This is a genomic window from Acinetobacter sp. NEB149, assembly GCF_012516415.1.
GTDB classification, from domain to species: Bacteria; Pseudomonadota; Gammaproteobacteria; order Pseudomonadales; family Moraxellaceae; genus Acinetobacter; species Acinetobacter lwoffii_V.
The window spans coordinates 2,290,584-2,307,610 of sequence record NZ_CP051208.1; the positions used below are offsets into that span (position 1 = coordinate 2,290,584).

The 17,027-nt window shown below is 43.8% G+C and carries 12 protein-coding genes, 2 tRNA genes and 1 pseudogene; 9 read left to right on the forward strand and 6 right to left on the reverse strand.

The features are described from left to right. Position 1: 1 nt before the first annotated feature. From HGD77_RS10925 to HGD77_RS10935, 3 genes are all read left to right on the forward strand, one after another. Positions 2-1,735, forward strand: a complete 1,734-nt coding sequence (locus HGD77_RS10925) for a PepSY-associated TM helix domain-containing protein (protein ID WP_168386979.1) — start codon at positions 2-4, stop codon at positions 1,733-1,735. Next, complete coding sequence (locus HGD77_RS10930) at positions 1,732-2,070, forward strand: DUF3325 domain-containing protein (protein ID WP_168386980.1); 339 nt, start codon at positions 1,732-1,734, stop codon at positions 2,068-2,070. The genes HGD77_RS10925 and HGD77_RS10930 overlap by 4 nt, the downstream gene beginning before the upstream one ends. Positions 2,071-2,167: 97 nt before the next feature. Continuing rightward, complete coding sequence (locus tag HGD77_RS10935; protein ID WP_168386981.1) at positions 2,168-2,692, forward strand: tetratricopeptide repeat protein; 525 nt, start codon at positions 2,168-2,170, stop codon at positions 2,690-2,692. Between the two features lie 77 nt (positions 2,693-2,769). On the opposite strand, the gene HGD77_RS10940 is transcribed toward HGD77_RS10935, so the two are convergent. After that, positions 2,770-3,303: an SLATT domain-containing protein gene (locus tag HGD77_RS10940; protein WP_168386982.1), complete on the reverse strand. Its 534-nt coding sequence runs from the start codon at positions 3,301-3,303 to the stop codon at positions 2,770-2,772. Positions 3,304-3,531: 228 nt separating this feature from the next. Here HGD77_RS10940 and ahcY point away from each other — a divergent pair, with 228 nt between their 5' ends. From ahcY to HGD77_RS10970, 6 genes and pseudogenes are all read left to right on the forward strand, one after another. Then, positions 3,532-4,914 carry an adenosylhomocysteinase gene (gene ahcY / locus HGD77_RS10945; RefSeq protein WP_168386983.1) on the forward strand — a complete coding sequence of 461 codons (1,383 nt, stop codon included), beginning with the start codon at positions 3,532-3,534 and terminating at the stop codon, positions 4,912-4,914. 181 nt (positions 4,915-5,095) lie between these two features. After that, the gene (metF, locus tag HGD77_RS10950) at positions 5,096-5,932 is read left to right on the forward strand and encodes a methylenetetrahydrofolate reductase [NAD(P)H] (RefSeq protein WP_005103921.1); all 837 of its coding nucleotides are present in this window, start codon (positions 5,096-5,098) and stop codon (positions 5,930-5,932) included. 37 nt (positions 5,933-5,969) lie between these two features. Further along, on the forward strand, positions 5,970-6,680 hold the full coding sequence (locus HGD77_RS10955; RefSeq protein ID WP_168386985.1) for a 16S rRNA (uracil(1498)-N(3))-methyltransferase: 711 nt from the start codon (positions 5,970-5,972) through the stop codon (positions 6,678-6,680). A 177-nt stretch (positions 6,681-6,857) separates the two neighbouring features. After that, entirely contained in the window at positions 6,858-9,734 is a 2,877-nt protein-coding gene (locus tag HGD77_RS10960; protein WP_168386986.1) for a putative bifunctional diguanylate cyclase/phosphodiesterase, read from the forward strand. A 140-nt stretch (positions 9,735-9,874) separates the two neighbouring features. Beyond that, positions 9,875-12,153: pseudogene (locus tag HGD77_RS10965) on the forward strand (NADP-dependent malic enzyme). Positions 12,154-12,247: 94 nt separating this feature from the next. Next, on the forward strand, positions 12,248-13,483 hold the full coding sequence (locus HGD77_RS10970; RefSeq protein WP_168386987.1) for a multifunctional CCA addition/repair protein: 1,236 nt from the start codon (positions 12,248-12,250) through the stop codon (positions 13,481-13,483). 83 nt (positions 13,484-13,566) lie between these two features. On the opposite strand, the gene epmA is transcribed toward HGD77_RS10970, so the two are convergent. The 5 genes from epmA to greB form a co-directional block, all read right to left on the reverse strand. Continuing rightward, positions 13,567-14,541 carry an EF-P lysine aminoacylase EpmA gene (epmA, locus tag HGD77_RS10975; RefSeq protein WP_168386988.1) on the reverse strand — a complete coding sequence of 325 codons (975 nt, stop codon included), beginning with the start codon at positions 14,539-14,541 and terminating at the stop codon, positions 13,567-13,569. After that, on the reverse strand, positions 14,538-15,605 hold the full coding sequence (locus tag HGD77_RS10980) for a 4-phosphoerythronate dehydrogenase (RefSeq protein WP_005103929.1): 1,068 nt from the start codon (positions 15,603-15,605) through the stop codon (positions 14,538-14,540). Before HGD77_RS10980 ends, epmA begins: the two co-directional genes overlap by 4 nt. A 180-nt stretch (positions 15,606-15,785) precedes the next feature. Beyond that, positions 15,786-15,875, reverse strand: a tRNA-Ser gene (locus tag HGD77_RS10985). A 273-nt stretch (positions 15,876-16,148) separates the two neighbouring features. Continuing rightward, positions 16,149-16,238 (reverse strand) — tRNA-Ser (locus HGD77_RS10990). Between the two features lie 88 nt (positions 16,239-16,326). Continuing rightward, entirely contained in the window at positions 16,327-16,821 is a 495-nt protein-coding gene (greB, locus tag HGD77_RS10995; protein WP_004731844.1) for a transcription elongation factor GreB, read from the reverse strand. Between the last annotated feature and the right edge of the window lie 206 nt (positions 16,822-17,027).

Here is a 17,027-nt window from a genome sequence, read left to right on the forward strand (position 1 = left end):
GATGAGAGTAGATGCAAAACCCGAAGGTCCACGCCAGTCGATGTCGTGGTTGCATACCTGGGCCAGTCTGATTTTAGGCTGGCTTTTATATGCGATTTTCTTGACCGGAACCTTAAGCTTTTTCCAGAACGAAATTACCGTCTGGATGAAACCGGAATTTCATCAATCAGTTCCACCAAAGACTCAAATCGAACAAACCCGTGTGGCACTGGCTTATCTGCAACAGCACCATCCGGATGCTGGCAGCTGGGCAATCCAGCTTCCTAACTCACGCCAAAATACTACCACCCTGACTATTCGTAGTGCCGGCGAAGATCCGCGTGCCCGTCGTGGCGGTACCCGCGTGACGATTGACAGCGCCACCGACGAAGTTTTGCAAGCGCGTGAAACACGCGGTGGTTCATTCTTATACCGTTTCCACTTTGAATTGTATGGTTTGCCAAGAATCTGGGCGCGCTGGATGGTCGGCGTTGCGACCCTGCTCATGCTGGTGGCAATCATCAGCGGTGTCATTACCCATAAGAAAATTTTCAAGGATTTTTTTACTTTCCGCCCCGGCAAAGGTCAGCGTTCATGGTTGGATGCACACAATGCTACTGCGGTATTTGCCCTGCCCTTTCACATCATGATTACCTTCAGTGGCTTATTATTATTGCTTTTTACCCTCATGCCCTGGGGCGTAAACCAGATTTATGAAAATCGTGGTGCTTTCCTTCAGGATCAACGTAAGAGTTTGGTTCAAGACAACAGTATTCAGGCTGAATCCCGTGAAAGCCATAGTGAGCGCAAAGAACGTCGACCGCAAGCTGAGAGAGAAAATCGTGGCGAGCGCGGTGAAATGTCTGCACGCAGTGAAGGTCGCCGCTCTCGTGATGAAATGCAAGCTGCACCTCCTGCACCGTTAACCGATCTAGCTCCGATCTTGGCAACAGCCGAAAAAGAATGGAAAAATAATCCGGTGGGTATGATAACTATTATCCAGCCAAATACCGTAAAAGCAGAAATTGAGCTTCGTGCCTTAAACGGAGTCAGCGTAGCTTATCGCAATGTTTATCCGAGCCTTGCTTTTAATGGCGTAACAGGTGAATTAAAGCCAGATCAAACCACACTGAAAATGCCTTCAATCGCAAATGGTATTTATAATGTATTCACCACATTGCATGAAGCACGTGGCGTAGATCTGGCGTTACGCTGGTTATTGTTCATGTCAGGTGTGGTGGGTACCTTGATGATTGCCACCGGCTTGATTCTATGGTGTGTCAAACGTGCACCACAGCAACAGAAACAAGGCTATAAATCGTTTGGTTATCGTCTTGTGGAAGTCACCAATATCGCTGCCATTATTGGTTTACCTGTTGCCTGTGCTGCCTATTTCTATGCCAACCGTTTTATTCCGGCAGACATGGACATGCGTCTGAACTGGGAAATACGTAGCTTCTTTATTGTCTGGTTACTGACTTTACTGTATGCCATGATTCGCAGTCATCGACAAGCTTGGCTAGAGCTTCTCATGCTTGCAACTGGGACATTTGCCTTGCTCCCAATCGTCAATTTTCTGACCGGCGGTCAGGCGATCTGGAACACCATTATGCATGGTCAATGGGTCATTGCTTCTTTTGATCTAGCGATGTGGGTGCTTGCGATCTTGTTCTGGTTTTCATTTAAAAAAGTGAAAAACCATAAAGGCTTGTCGCCTAAAAAAGCCAAGGTTGCTCTCAAGGAGAATCAGTCATGATGTTTTTCTTACTGATTTGGGCTTTAACTTCACTGGGTTTCTTTGCGCTTACAACGTCGATGTCCAAACATCAAAAACAGATTTTTGACACAGAACTCAACCCTGCAAAAACACAACTTGCGACTATTCTCGGTTGGGTATTGCTCATACTCGCCCTAATTCTGTGCCTGTGTACAGGAGCTATCAGCAATATGATCAGTTACTGGCTGGGTAGTCTGACTTTTGCAGCACTGGTGGTCGGCTTAAGCCTGAGTTATCTGGCAAGTAGAATTAAAGTGATCGTAATGTTCTGTGTGTTCATCGCCTCGATCTCAGGGATTCTTTGCTTGATCTAATCATTTGATTGACCAATCTCTTTAAAAAGCTGGCCTTCGGATTGGCTTTTTTGCTTTAAACCTTTTAGTCTACGCACAATATTTTTGAGATGTTGATATGACCCAGCGTGTTTCTCCCTCTGCTGTCCTGACCAATCTTGCCTTAGCAGGCAATGCTGAAGCGCAATTTGAACTGGCTGAACTGTATATGCAAAGCGAGCATGATGATGACATCATTCTTGCTGAAGAATGGGCTTTAAAAGCAGCAAATGGCGGTCTGGTGGATGCAATGTATTGGCTAGGTGAAGGTTACACCGTGTATGCCAAAGAATTAGCAGAAGAAGATCCGGAAGAATCTAAAGCTCACTTTGAGTTAGCCTATTACTGGTTAAGCAAGGCCAATATCGAGAAGCACCCTGCTGCGACTTTAGAGCTGGCCGGTTTCTACCGTCGCGGTGATGTGATTGAAAAAGATGTAGAGAAATCAATTTCTTTAGTCAAACAGGCTGCGGAATGGGGTGAAGTTCAGGCCATGCGCGATCTTGCTTTTATTTATGCAAATGGTTTAGGTGTAGATGGCGATGAAGAACTAGCTGAGTTCTGGACCCAAAAAGCGGATGCTGCTGAGCAAGAAGCTAAATAAAACGAAAAGCCCGTCAGATGATGGGCTTTTTTTCTTATTGCTCCCATATTTATACCAATAGTTGCCTATTTTTAAATTCAATTTTTTAAATTATAGCCCTTTTTAAAAGGAGTTATCTCTACTGAACTTCTAGCCTTTTTTAGATCTTTCTCTGATGTCGGAAAAGCTTCGGCCTCTTGGTTAATAAGAAGGTATACTTTCTGTAAGTTTATAACTTCACCCCATAAATCTTCTGAGGTAAAAGGCTTATCTTCATGTTTCATTATTAACATTTTACAATTTCTAGAAACTTCTAAATATCTATTTCCTATTGATCGATGACCTTCTGAATTTTTACTGAAATTAAAAAATGTCTGTACCGCTCCCAATACGGCGCTAAGAAAAGAAAGACATGCAGCTACAATTGAAAGAATTGTATTGTTATATTCAGATGTTAGAAATGCTATAAGCACAGTCCCAATAAAAATATTAAAACAAATTGCAGGGATGCCAATTAGATTATGATATTTTTTCTGTCTATCACTCGCCGAGAAGTGCTTACTTTTGCCTATTTTAGAATCTAATCTGAGCTCTTCTAAAATTATTAAAGCCCCATTAACTTTCTCGACCATACTTTTTCCTTTTCTATTTATTAAGCAACTAATTAATTGTAACTGTTTTATAACTTGGATATAAAATTAAATACAAGTACAATACTGCGCTAGTCGAGGGATGCTGCGACGTTTTACAGGCACTAAATGTAAAATCGCTAGGCTCGACCATCGGTCAGACATTCGTTCTGATCAACAACGGCATCCGCGAACAGAACGATCCAATCTATTTTTTCCTAGGAGATCCTGATGAACGCGGTTACTGCTTCATTTACAGATTACAAAGTTGCTGATATTTCACTTGCTGATTACGGCCGTAAAGAAATTAAACTTGCTGAAGCTGAAATGCCAGCCCTCATGGGTCTGCGTAAACGCTATGCTGCTGCTAAACCACTTGCAGGCGCGAAAATTCTCGGCTGTATCCACATGACCATTCAAACTGCCGTTTTAATTGAAACGCTGGTTGAATTGGGTGCAGAAGTTCGCTGGACTTCATGTAACATCTTCTCGACTCAAGACCATGCTGCTGCTGCTATCGCTGCTGCGGGCATTCCTGTGTTTGCTTGGAAAGGCGAAACTGAAGAAGAATACATGTGGTGTCTTGAACAACAAATCAATGTAAATGGCACGCCTTGGGATGCCAACATGATTCTTGACGATGGCGGTGATTTAACACTACTTGTTCATGAAAAATACCCAGAAGTGATTGAAAAAATTCACGGTGTAACTGAAGAAACAACGACAGGTGTTCAACGTCTGTATGAAATGCTTCGTGATGGCACTTTAAAAGTTCCTGCAATCAACGTAAACGATTCAGTAACCAAGTCTAAAAACGACAACAAATACGGTTGCCGTCACTCACTGAACGATGCAATCAAACGTGGTACAGATATGCTTTTATCTGGCCGTCGTGCACTTGTGATCGGTTATGGTGACGTAGGTAAAGGTTCTGCGCAATCCCTTCGTCAAGAAGGCATGATTGTACGCGTAACTGAAGTTGATCCAATCTGCGCAATGCAAGCATGCATGGACGGTTACGAAGTTGTATCTCCATACAAAAATGGCGTGCAAACTGGCAAGAAAGAAGACATCAATGTTGACCTTCTTCAAAACACTGACCTTATCGTAACTACAACAGGTAACTACCACGTATGTGACGCTGCAATGCTTGATTCATTAAAAGCTGGCGCAGTTGTTTGTAACATCGGTCACTTTGATACTGAAATTGATACAGCTTACCTACGTGGCTACAAGTGGGTTGAAGTTAAACCTCAAGTACACCAGGTGTATCGTTCAGAAAATGAAAATGATTACCTGATCCTTCTTTCTGAAGGCCGTTTGGTGAACCTTGGTAATGCGACTGGTCACCCATCACGTATTATGGATGGTTCATTTGCCAACCAGGTATTGGGTCAAATGCATTTATTCGCTGAGAAATTTGCTGATCTTCCAGAATCTGAAAAAGCTGCACAAATTCGTGTAGAACTTCTTCCTAAGAAATTAGATGAAGAAGTTGCTGCTGCGATGGTTGCTGGTTTCGGTGGTGTCTTGACTCAATTGACTCAAGAACAAGCGGATTACTTAGGCGTTCAAGTTGAAGGTCCATTCAAGTCTGATGCTTATAAATACTAATTAAACTCCACCCTCTCCCTAACCCTCTCCCATAGGGAGAGGGAACATTCATTACCAAATGTATGTCATCGAGGGTAAATCCTCTCCTGAGCGTGCTTAAAGCACTGCTTTGAAGCTCAGCGCAAGAGAGGATTTAGGAGAGGTAAAACTAATTAAAAAGTATTTATAAAAGGATTTGAACATGTCTAAACAGATTCCAATTTCATTTGAATTCTTCCCGACCAAAACTGATGTAGGTGCGGAAAAACTCAAAGTTGTGCATCAAGAGCTACAACTCTTAAATCCAGAGTTCTTCTCTGTGACCTATGGTGCTGGTGGTTCCACTCGTGAACGCACCCTGTCTACTATCAATGACTTTAATGGCAAAGGCGCACCTGTTGCCCCTCACTTGTCTTGTATTGGCGATGACAAAGCACGTATTGCTGAACTTCTAGACCTGTACAAATCTCAAGGCATTAACCGTATTGTTGCCCTGCGTGGTGACTTGCCTTCAGGCCAAGTGGGTTTGGGTGAATTACCTTATGCAGCTGATCTGGTTCGCTTTATCCGCGAACATTCAGGCGATCATTTTAAAATTGAAGTCGCAGCTTATCCGGAAATGCATCCACAGGCAGAAAGCTTTGACAAAGACATTCAGCACTTTGTTGAAAAAGTTCAGGCCGGTGCCAATGCCGCTTTAACCCAGTTCTTCTTCAATCCAGATGCTTACTTTTACTTTGTAGATCGTATCCAGAAAGCAGGAATCGATATTCCGGTTGCGCCAGGCATCATGCCAATTACCAATTCCAGCAACCTGATTCGCTTTGCTGATGGTACCGGTGCTGAAATTCCACGCTGGATTCGCAAGCAACTGGCAACTTATGGTGACGATACTGCCAGCATTAAAGCCTTTGGCCATGAAGTTGTGGTTAAATTCTGTGAGCGTCTACTTGCAGGTGGTGCGCCAAGCTTGCATTTCTACACCATGAATACTACTGACCCGACCCGTCAGCTGGTCACCGATCTTGGTTTAGCTTAAGCCCTTTATTTCACCGATTTTTTGAGTAGAACGATCAATGCCACGTTTTTATATAGATGCTGATTTAACTATTGATGTCAGCCTTGAGCTTACGGAAACTGTATTTCATCATTGGGTAAAGGTTTTACGCGCGCAAGTCGGTGAAAGCGCGACCCTGTTCAATGGACAGGGTGGCGAATATGACGTGACTTTAACCGAGGTTGCTAAAAAATCAGCCACTGTCTCGGTCAATGCATTTAATCCTGCCAATCGCACACCAAAGTTCCAGGCTTTGCTCGGTCAGGTGATGAGTAAAGGCGACCGTATGGATTATGCGATTCAGAAAGCAGTCGAACTGGGCGTTTCCGAAATTCAGCTGCTGATTTCGGATCGTTGTGAAATGCGTTTAAAGTATGATCGCGACCAGAAAAAGCTGGATCACTGGCAAGGCATTGCTATTGCGGCTTGTGAACAATGTGGTCTAAACATTGTGCCTGAAATTTTAGCGCCCATGTCACTTGAAAAATGGCTGGATACTGAACTTCCGAACACCAAACTGGTTTTAGCACCCAATAAAGATGAAACAGATGTACTGGCAGATGCGACTTTAGATCTTGCCCTGCTGATTGGCCCCGAAGGTGGCTTGAGTGAGGCAGAAATTAGTGCCGCAAACCAGAAAGGTTTTCTCAACTGGTGTATCGGCGAGCGTGTACTACGTACCGAAACTGCTCCTGTTGTTGCCCTGTCAATTTTGAATTATGTGCTTTAGTTCATCGGATGGGTAAAAATTTGTCTTTAATTTTGTTGATTTTTATTTTTAAGACATCTAATCTCGACTAAAGAATAACAAATACTTATTAATTGATTTCACACATTTCCTGGGGTTTTTATAACAACAATGCACAAGGACGAAAACCGTTTAGGATGAATACAGGCATTGAATCACATGGTTGATAATCAGGACGACTATATTCAGCAGCATTTGCATGATGCTCAAATTGCGAATACGCTTCGCCATAGTCGCTATTTTTTGCTCAGTATCATGGTGATCTGCCTCTATATTTTTTGTATTTATCACATTCAATATAGCCCTTCTAATACGTATTTTAATACCTGGTTTATTCTGACAGAACTTCTGGTCAGCATGTGCTGGCTGGTGAATACGCTGTATTTCAAACCCGAACAATATAATCAGAAAAGCGCGCACCGCTGGTTACAGATGCAGAGCCTTGCAGTCGGAAGCTGTATCGCGGCCGGTATTTATACAATTTATTACTATTTGCCGCAGGCCAATCCTGTATTTGAAGATATTGAAGCACTGACCTTGTCTGCCTTGTTGCTGATTGTAAGCCAAGCATTTGGCCTGACCTACCTGACCCAGAAACTGAGCTATTTTTGTCTGGTCTTTTTGCCGTCCTTATTCCCTTTTTTACTGTCGCAGCTTGACCATGTCGGTCATTCCAATCCCTTTTTTGGTCTGGCCTTAAACTTTGCGCTCATAGTGATTCTGCTGTGCGCGACAAGTAGTTATCGAATTCACAGCCGCACCTCACGTCTGTATGCGGAAAATGATATTTTGGTGAAAAATGCAGAACAGCAAGTGTATTGGACTGATGAACTGTGCCAGCAACTCAAAACTGAAGTCAATAAATCCAAAGATATTGAACAGCAATTACAGCTCAGTAACCAATTGCTGGAGCAAAAAGTACGGGAACGTACCTATGATATTGAACAGATCAATCATGACCTGAAGAATCAGCAGCACAATCTAAAACTTGCACATGAAATTGCCGGTATTCGGCCATGGGACTGGAATATTCAAGAGCGCAGCATCACCTTAACCAATCATAAAGACGAAAAGATTCTGCGCGATTCCAAAGATCATCATCTGCAATTACAGTATCTGATTCACCCTGAAGATCTGGCCTATTTTAAGCGCAATATGAAGCAGCATCTGCGTGGCCAGATTGAACGCTATGATGCCACTTACCGGATCAAGCTCAGTGAAGGTGGCTGGAGTTGGGTACATGATATTGGCCGGGTGATCAGTCGTGATCCTAAAAATAAAAAACCCTTGCGTATGGTGGGCATCCGTCGTGATATCCAGCAGGAACGTCTGTCTCAAGAACGTTTAAAGCTGGTGGCCAGTGTACTGGAACAGGCTGCGGAAGGGATTTTCATTCTGAATCCTGAATTAGATTATATCGATGTCAATCCTCACTACGAATACTTGAGCGGTTTTGAGCGTGACGAGATTATTGGTAAATCCTTATTTGATATTGCGGTGCAAAATAAATCCCAGCAACGTACTTTTCAGGCCAATATTGTCAAACAGATTCAAAAGATTGGCTCTTATGATGGAGAGGTCTATGCCAAATTTCTGTCTGGCAAAGAGTCGACCTTATGGCTGCATATTAATGCCGTGACTGATGATGAAGGCCGGATTACCCATTATATTGGCATTGTCTCGGATCTGACTGAACGTAAATTACAGGAACAGCGCCTGTCCTATCTGGAAAATTACGACACACTGACCGATTTACCAAACCGCTTCTACTATAACTATCAGCTACATCAATATCTAGTTTCGCAAAAAGACTCTATTAAAGAGATGGCTGTGATTCGGCTTAACATCGACCGTTTCCGGCCATTGAATGAATACCTGTCCAATAACGGTGGTGATGAACTTTTACGTCAGGTGGCGCAGCGGCTGCGCATGACCAATGCAGAAGCGCTATTTGTGGCACATCTAAACGGTGATGATTTTGCCATTCTCTATGAAATTTCGCATATTCGCCCTTCAGTTCAGCACCATTGTGAACGCATTGCTCAGGCCTTTAGCAGACCATTTAATATTTACGGTCAGGAGCATGTGATTACCCTGTCCATGGGAGTGGCATTTTATCCGGATCATGGCCGTCAGCTCGATTATTTAAATAACTGCGCTGAACAGGCATTGAACGAAGCCAAAAATCTCGGCGGCAATACTATTCACTTTTATTCCAGTGAAAATAATGCTTTACAGAACAAAGGGGTTTTCCTGGAACGTGATTTGCGCAAAGCAATCCAGAATAATGAACTGGTGGTGTATTATCAGCCAAAAATTAATTTCAGCGATCAAAGCATTTATGGCTTCGAAGCGCTGATTCGCTGGAACCATCCAGAAAAAGGCATTATTGCACCCGGGCTGTTTATCCCCTTAGCTGAACAGACCAGCCTGATTTCAGACATTGGCCGTCTGGTGATCCAGCAGGCCGCTAAACAGATTCGCCAATGGAATGATCTGGGCTTTAATCATATTTGTGTATCAGTCAATATCGTGGCGCAGCAATTGCGTCGTGGTCAATTACTTGATGATCTGGACCAAGCCATTGCAGACAACCATATTTCTGGCGCCAGCCTGGAGCTGGAAATTACCGAATCTTCTTTAATTGAAAATTCGGAAGCGGTCAAAAACCTGCTGAATGAAATTAAACAGCGACATATTCATATTGCCCTAGATGATTTCGGTACAGGTTATTCTTCTCTCTCCTATCTTGCTGATTTTCCAATTGATACCTTAAAAATTGATCGCAGTTTTGTTTGCAAGATTGGGGAAAACAAACAGGCAGCGATTGTCAGCGCCATGGTGGCCATGGGTAAAGCCATGGGCATGACCGTGGTCGCGGAAGGGATCGAGACTGAAGAACAGCTAGAATATCTACGTGATTTAGATTGTGATATTGCCCAGGGTTACTTATTTTCCAAACCGCTTCCTGAGCAGGATGCAACCGCTTATTTAGTACGAGACAAGACGCATCAGACTTATATATCTCAAGTCTAAGTCCATACCCGAGCACAATAAGTTTGTTGGAAAAACGGCCGTCTTTGTCTGTCCGAACTGGCCAACAAATGGTATATTCAGGAACATAAATAAATTTTTTGCCCGCTGACCGGGTAATCTTTACAACGATCGAGAGACTGATGGACGAACAATCTTTAAAGCAACAGGCCCTTTACTATCACGAATTTCCTACCCCGGGGAAAATCAGCGTTACACCAAGCAAACAATTGGTCAACCAACGTGACTTGGCCCTTGCTTACTCGCCTGGCGTAGCTGCACCATGTCTTGAGATTGAACGCGACCCTTCAACTGCTGCATTGTATACGGCTCGTGGTAACCTGGTTGCTGTCGTGACCAATGGTACTGCCGTGCTTGGCCTGGGTAATATTGGTCCTTTGGCTTCTAAACCTGTTATGGAAGGTAAAGGCGTATTATTCAAAAAATTTGCTGGCGTTGATGTATTCGATATCGAAATTGCTGAAAATGATCCAGACAAAATTGTGGATATTGTCGCTGCATTAGAACCGACTTTCGGCGGGATTAACCTTGAAGATATCAAGGCGCCAGAGTGTTTCTATATCGAGCAAAAATTGCGTGAACGCATGAATATTCCGGTATTCCATGATGATCAGCACGGTACTTCGATTATTGTGGGTTCTGCACTTCTCAATGCGTTACAAATCAACGGCAAAAAAATTGAAGACATCAAGATTGTGGCTTCAGGCGCGGGTGCTGCTGCACTGTCTTGTTTGAATCTGCTTTGCGCTCTGGGTGCTAAAAAAGAGAACATCATCGTTGCCGATTCACGCGGTCTGCTGACTACGCATCGTGAAGGCCTGGATGAATCCAAGAAAGCCTATGTACAAGACATCGAAGCTACTCAGCTCGGTGACGTGATTGCGGGTGCAGACATGTTCCTCGGTCTTTCTGCTGCGGGCATTCTGACCAAAGAAATGGTCAAGGTCATGGCTGAAGATCCGATCATCTTTGCCTTGGCAAACCCGGATCCAGAAATTCTGCCTGAACATGCGCATGAAGTACGTGATGACGTGATCATGGCAACTGGCCGTTCTGACTATCCGAACCAGGTGAATAACGCACTGTGCTTCCCGTACATCTTCCGTGGTGCATTGGACGTTGGTGCAACCACCATTAACGAAGAAATGAAAATTGCCTGTGTCCACGCGATCGCGCGTATGGCACACGTTGAAGCTGATGCGGCGACTTATGGTGAAAAATCTGCATCATTTGGCCGTGAATACCTGATTCCGGGACCACTGGATCAACGTTTGATTCTAGAAATCGCACCTGCTGTTGCACAAGCAGCCATGGATTCTGGCGTGGCAACACGTCCAATCACGGATTTCTCGCATTATCGTCAACGTTTGTCTGAGTTTGTCTACAACTCTGCATTCATGATGAAACCGATTTTCGAACAAGCCAAATCTGATCCTAAACGTATTGCTTATGCGGAAGGTGAAGACCTGCGTGTACTTCGCGCAGTTCAAATTGCGGTAGATGATGGTTTGGCAATTCCAATTCTGGTGGGTCGCCCAGCTGTAATTGAAGCCAACATTAAAAATTGGGTCTGCGTCTTGAAGATGGCGTGAATATCACGATTGTTGATCAGGAAAAGAACCCGAACTATGAAATGTTTGCAGACGATTATTACAACATCATGCAGCGTAAGGGTGTAACGCCTGAATATGCACAGCGTGAAGCACGTCGTCGCTCGACCCTGATCGCAGCGATGCTTGTGAAACATGGTATGGCAGACGGTATGCTGTGTGGTACGTATTCAAGCTACGACATTCACCTGGACTTCGTCAGCAACATCATTGGCAAGAAAGATGGTCATAACACCTTCTTTACCCTGAATGCCTTGATGCTTGAAGACCGTAACCTGTTCATTGCCGATACCTATGTCAACACTAATCCAACGGCTGAGCAGCTAGCTGAAATGACGATTCTAGCTGCTGAAGAAGTTCGCCGTTTTGGTATGACGCCACGTATTGCCCTGCTTTCTCACTCAAGCTTCGGTTCAGACCAGCATGATGCCAGCGCGCAAAAAATGCGTAAGGTATATGACATCTTGTCTGAAATCGCGCCTGAGCTGGAAGTTGAAGGTGAAATGCACGGTGATGCCGCACTGGATGAGAACATTCGTCAGTTTGCATTCCCGAATTCACGTTTCAAAGGCTCTGCAAACTTGCTGATCATGCCGAATCTGGATGCTGCCAATATCTCGTTTAACCTGTTAAAGGCAACTTCAGGCAACAACGTAACGATTGGTCCAATTCTTCTAGGTGCTGCGAAACCTGTGCACATCTTGACACCGACTGCAACTACGCGTCGTGTGATCAACATGACTGCATTGACTGTTGCAGAAATCCAGCAAGCGGAACAAGATGCACTTTAAGCCAATGACAAGATAACGACGCATCAGCCTCGTTTCTTAACTTGAGAAAACCTCTATTCTGTAGCATGATGCTTGTAAGAATAGAGGTTTTTTCATGCAAGTTTATTTAGTAGGCGGCGCAGTTCGAGATCATTTGCTCGGACACCCCTATCACGAAAGAGATTATGTAGTCGTTGGTGCAACCCCCGCGCAAATGCTTGACTTAGGCTATCAGCCCGTAGGCAAAGATTTCCCTGTTTTTCTACATCCCCAAACAAAAGAAGAATATGCACTGGCGCGTACCGAACGTAAATCTGGTTCCGGTTATCATGGTTTTGAGTTTCATACCGATGTCAGCGTTACCCTGGAGCAAGATCTGATTCGTCGCGATCTGACCATTAACGCCATGGCCATGGATGATGCCGGCCAGGTTTATGATCCTTATGGTGGTCAACAGGATCTAGAAAACCGGATTCTACGTCATGTTTCCGATGCCTTTATCGAAGATCCATTACGCGTGCTACGAATTGCCCGTTTTGCTGCCCGTTATACCAGTGCAGGTTTTGTGATTGCCGATGAAACCTTGGCATTAATGCAACGCTTGACTGAAACCGGTGAATTAAATGCATTGACACCGGAACGCGTCTGGAAAGAGACCTCCCGTGCATTATCTGAACGTCATGCTGATGTGTATTTTGAAGTATTACGTCAGTGTGGTGCTTTAAAGGTGCTATTCCCTGAGATTGACGCCTTATATGGCATTCCACAGCGCCCTGAATATCATCCGGAAATTGACTGTGGCATTCATACCATGATGTCCTTGCAGCAGGCGTGTCGTCAAAATTATAGTCTGGATGTACGTTTTGCCGTTTTAGTGCATGACTTAGGAAAAGCTTTGACGCCGGTTGACGAATTACCGCGACATATCATGCATGAAGAACGTGGCATCAAGCCAGTAAATGAACTGTGTGATCGCTTAAAAGTACCGACGTATACCAAGCAACTGGCTTTGGCTGTGTGTAAAGAGCATCTAAAATGCCATCAGGCCTTTAATCTTAAGCCGGGAACCTTATGGCGATTATTGCAACGTCTGGATGTGTTACGTCGCCCTGAACGTGTTGAAGCTTTTGTACAGGCTTGTGAATGTGATTCACGTGGCCGTCTAGGTCTGGAAGATCGTGCCTATCCACAAGGGCAATATGTCCTTGATGCCATGCAGACCGTACGTGCCATCAAGGCACAAGACCTGCCTGCCGATATTCAGGGACCGGATATTGGCGAAATGCTGATTGAACGACGGATTCAGGCACTTGGTGAGCTTAAAGCACAACAAACCGCAACAATTGAATAATAAAAAAAGCACCTTCGGGTGCTTTTTTTATAGCTTAATTTCTCTTTATCAAAAAAGGAATTAAAACTATCTAATTCGCTGGATCAGGAAATATCTGCCGGAAAAGTAATCACCTTTTCCAGTTTCATTTGATTAGTTGCAATCATCAATAAACGGTCAATTCCCAAGGCAATCCCTGAACATTCCGGCATCTTCGGTAAAGCCGCCAGTAAATATTCATCGATGGGCATGACATGCAAGCTAAGTTTGGCTCGTTCAGCATTATCCGCCTCAAAGCGCGAACGTAATACGTCAGCATCAATCAGTTCATCATAAGCATTGGCCAATTCTAAACCTTCGATATACAGCTCAAAACGTGCGGCGACCAGTTCACCCTCTTCATCGATTCGGGTTTTGGCCAAAGAAGCCATTTCAGGGGGGAAATCGGTCAGGAATACTGCGGTATCAAACCCCAGACTCGGTTCAACCATATGTGAAAATAACAAGTCGATATAGCCAAGACGGTCATTTCCCAGATCCAGATTAAGACCAACGCGGCGGCAGCAATCTTTCAATTCTTGTAAAGTTGCCTGAAGCGGATTGAGATCCAGACGATCCATGAACACGTGCTTATAACTCAGAATGGTCGGACGGATTTCGCCAAAACGTGCTTTCAAAGTCACATTCAACAGATCAGATACTTCAAACATCAAATCTTTTAAACTGAACCCCGGACGATACCATTCCAGCATGGTGAATTCGCTATTGTGCTTACGCCCATGCTCATCATCACGGAAGACTTTACAGATCTGGTAAATGGGTCCAGAACCACTTGCCAATAAGCGCTTCATGGCAAATTCAGGTGAGGTTTGCAAATAATGCGTATGCACTTTACCCAGCACATGGCGCTGGGCCTGTACCGAGGCTAAATGCACATCAGTCACACCGGCTTGAGATAAAATCGGTGTTTCGACTTCTAATACATCGCGCTCAGCAAAAAACTGACGGATTTGACGATATAAATTCGCCCGCGCGTGCATGGCTTGAAGGTCACAAGTGGGTTGATACGTCATTGTCATGCCTTCGGCCCACCGTGTGCTGCCCACTCACGACGTAGTGGGTAGGTTTTACGTAAATGATCAAATGCCTGCTGATCGACTTTACCTTCTTTGAGACAGGCACGTAGATTGGCATCATCACAAGCAATGTCATAAATTTGGGATAAATGCTGTTGCAAAGCCATTTTTAAATCCTGCCCCTGAAAAAACTGCTCACAGACAGGCAGCTGAGATTCAAACTGTTTATTGGCTGCAAAACCAAAAATGTGACAAAAAGCCTCATAAATCATCTGAGTACCGCGCGCTTTGCCTTCCAAGCTATAACCGGCAATATGCGGAGTCACCAAGGTTACTAGATCCAGAAGCTCTGCTGAAATCAGCGGTTCGTGTTCAAAGACATCCAAAATCACGGTTCGGTGTGTCGCCTGTATATCCTGGATTAGCGCGGCCTCTTCAATGACTGGCCCACGTGCTGAATTAATCAGGATTGCATCAGGCTGCATTTTTGCCAATGCAGCAGCATTGAATAAATGATAAGTTGGATATGTGCCTATTTTGGTTAAAGGGACATGAATCGAAATTGCATCGGCTTGTTGCAGCAATTTATTAAATTCAACTTGATTAATCTGCTCTCTTTGCACAAAAGGATCGTAACCGAGCACACGCCAGCCCAAGAGCTTCGCCATATAGGCCAGTCGAGTTCCGACATTACCCAAGCCAACAATACCCAGAGTAAATGTCGCATTGGCATCGAGTAATTCAGGACGTACCTGCAATAACGCAGTAATCACATATTCAGCCACTGCTTGCGCATTACAGCCAGCTGCATTACTCCACTGAATCCCATGTTGTTCTAATGCAGCAATATCCAAATGATCCGTACCAATGGTGGCACTGCCCACAAATTTGATCGAACTATTCTGTAGCAATACTTCATTGACCTGAGTCACTGAACGTACCAACAGGCTATCGGCATCTTTGACATCATCAGCGCTTAAGGTTCGCCCTGCACGATGTTGAATATCACCAAATTCGGAAAAGAAATAATCGGTAAATGCCAGATTTTCATCTGCGACAATTTTCATAATGAAATCCATATGATGCTTGGGCGTATGATAGCGCGTTGGCGCCTCTGACTCTATATTTGGCCGATACGCCCATTTTTCAAGATTTTATGCCTTGAGTTCAGGACTGAGGAATTGAGTATTCAATATCTGCAGCCTAAAAAGAAAAACCCCAATCTTTCGACTGGGGTTTTAAAAATTTGGCGGAAGCGGTGAGATTCGAACTCACGGAGGACTCACACCCTCGTCGGTTTTCAAGACCGGTGCATTAAACCGCTCTGCCACGCTTCCTTGGTCGCCATCATATAAATAAATTAGATTTTTGGCAATAAAATTTAGCGAAACTTCTATAAAAAGCGGCTTATTCAGCTAAAAATCATCCGGAATCAAAGCCAACCTGGGCATTTTCATTCAAAGATTTGAATCTTGAAATGATCTTGAGTTGTATTTAACTCAGTAGAGAATAATGAGAGAAATAACCACATTCAGCATCAAGCGGATCAACAACTGAAAAAATATTCAGACATAAAAAAACCCAGTCAAATTGACTGGGTTTTTAAAATTTGGCGGAAGCGGTGAGATTCGAACTCACGGAGGACTCACACCCTCGTCGGTTTTCAAGACCGGTGCATTAAACCGCTCTGCCACGCTTCCATGGCCGACATGATATAAACAAAAATCACGCTTGGCAAATATTTTTATGCTTTCGCTGCATCAACTGCACAAAATAAAATCAATTATATTAATCTGCTGAATTTTCTGGCTTTTCATAACGAATTGAATTGATGAACCAGAGTTTCTTGCCGGAGGGGGTCAATACCTCGGCCTCCTCATCGACCTGCTTGCCTAATAATGCGCGTGCCATCGGTGAACTGATCGATATATGCTGCGGATGATGATCATAAATTTCATCTACACCGACAATGCGTAAAGTTTTTTGTTCACCTTCTTCATTTTCAATGTCCACCCAGGCACCAAAATAAACTTTTCCTTCCTGCTCCGGGGAAAAATCGATGATTTTCAGTTCTTCGAGGCGCTTGCCGAGATACCTGACCCGTCGATCAATTTTACGCAAAATTTGCTTGTTATATTGGTAGTCTGCGTTTTCAGAACGGTCGCCGAGACTGGCTGCCCAGTTCACTTTTTTGGTAATTTCAGGACGTTCTTCATGCCAGAGATTCTTAAGTTCTGCCACCAATTTATCGTGTCCAGCACGGGTGATTAAGTTGGATTTCATACGTCTTGCTGATCATATTTTCAGTGTTTTAACTTACAAACAGCTTATTTTATTTACCATTTTAACACAATGGCAAAATTCCAAAAAAATTAACTTTATATTTCAATATCTTAAAATTATTTTTAAAAATAATTTGTGTACAAAATTTGACAATCGTTTTTTAGATCATTAATATGCCAGCAACTTCCGGAAATGCTTACTTTTTA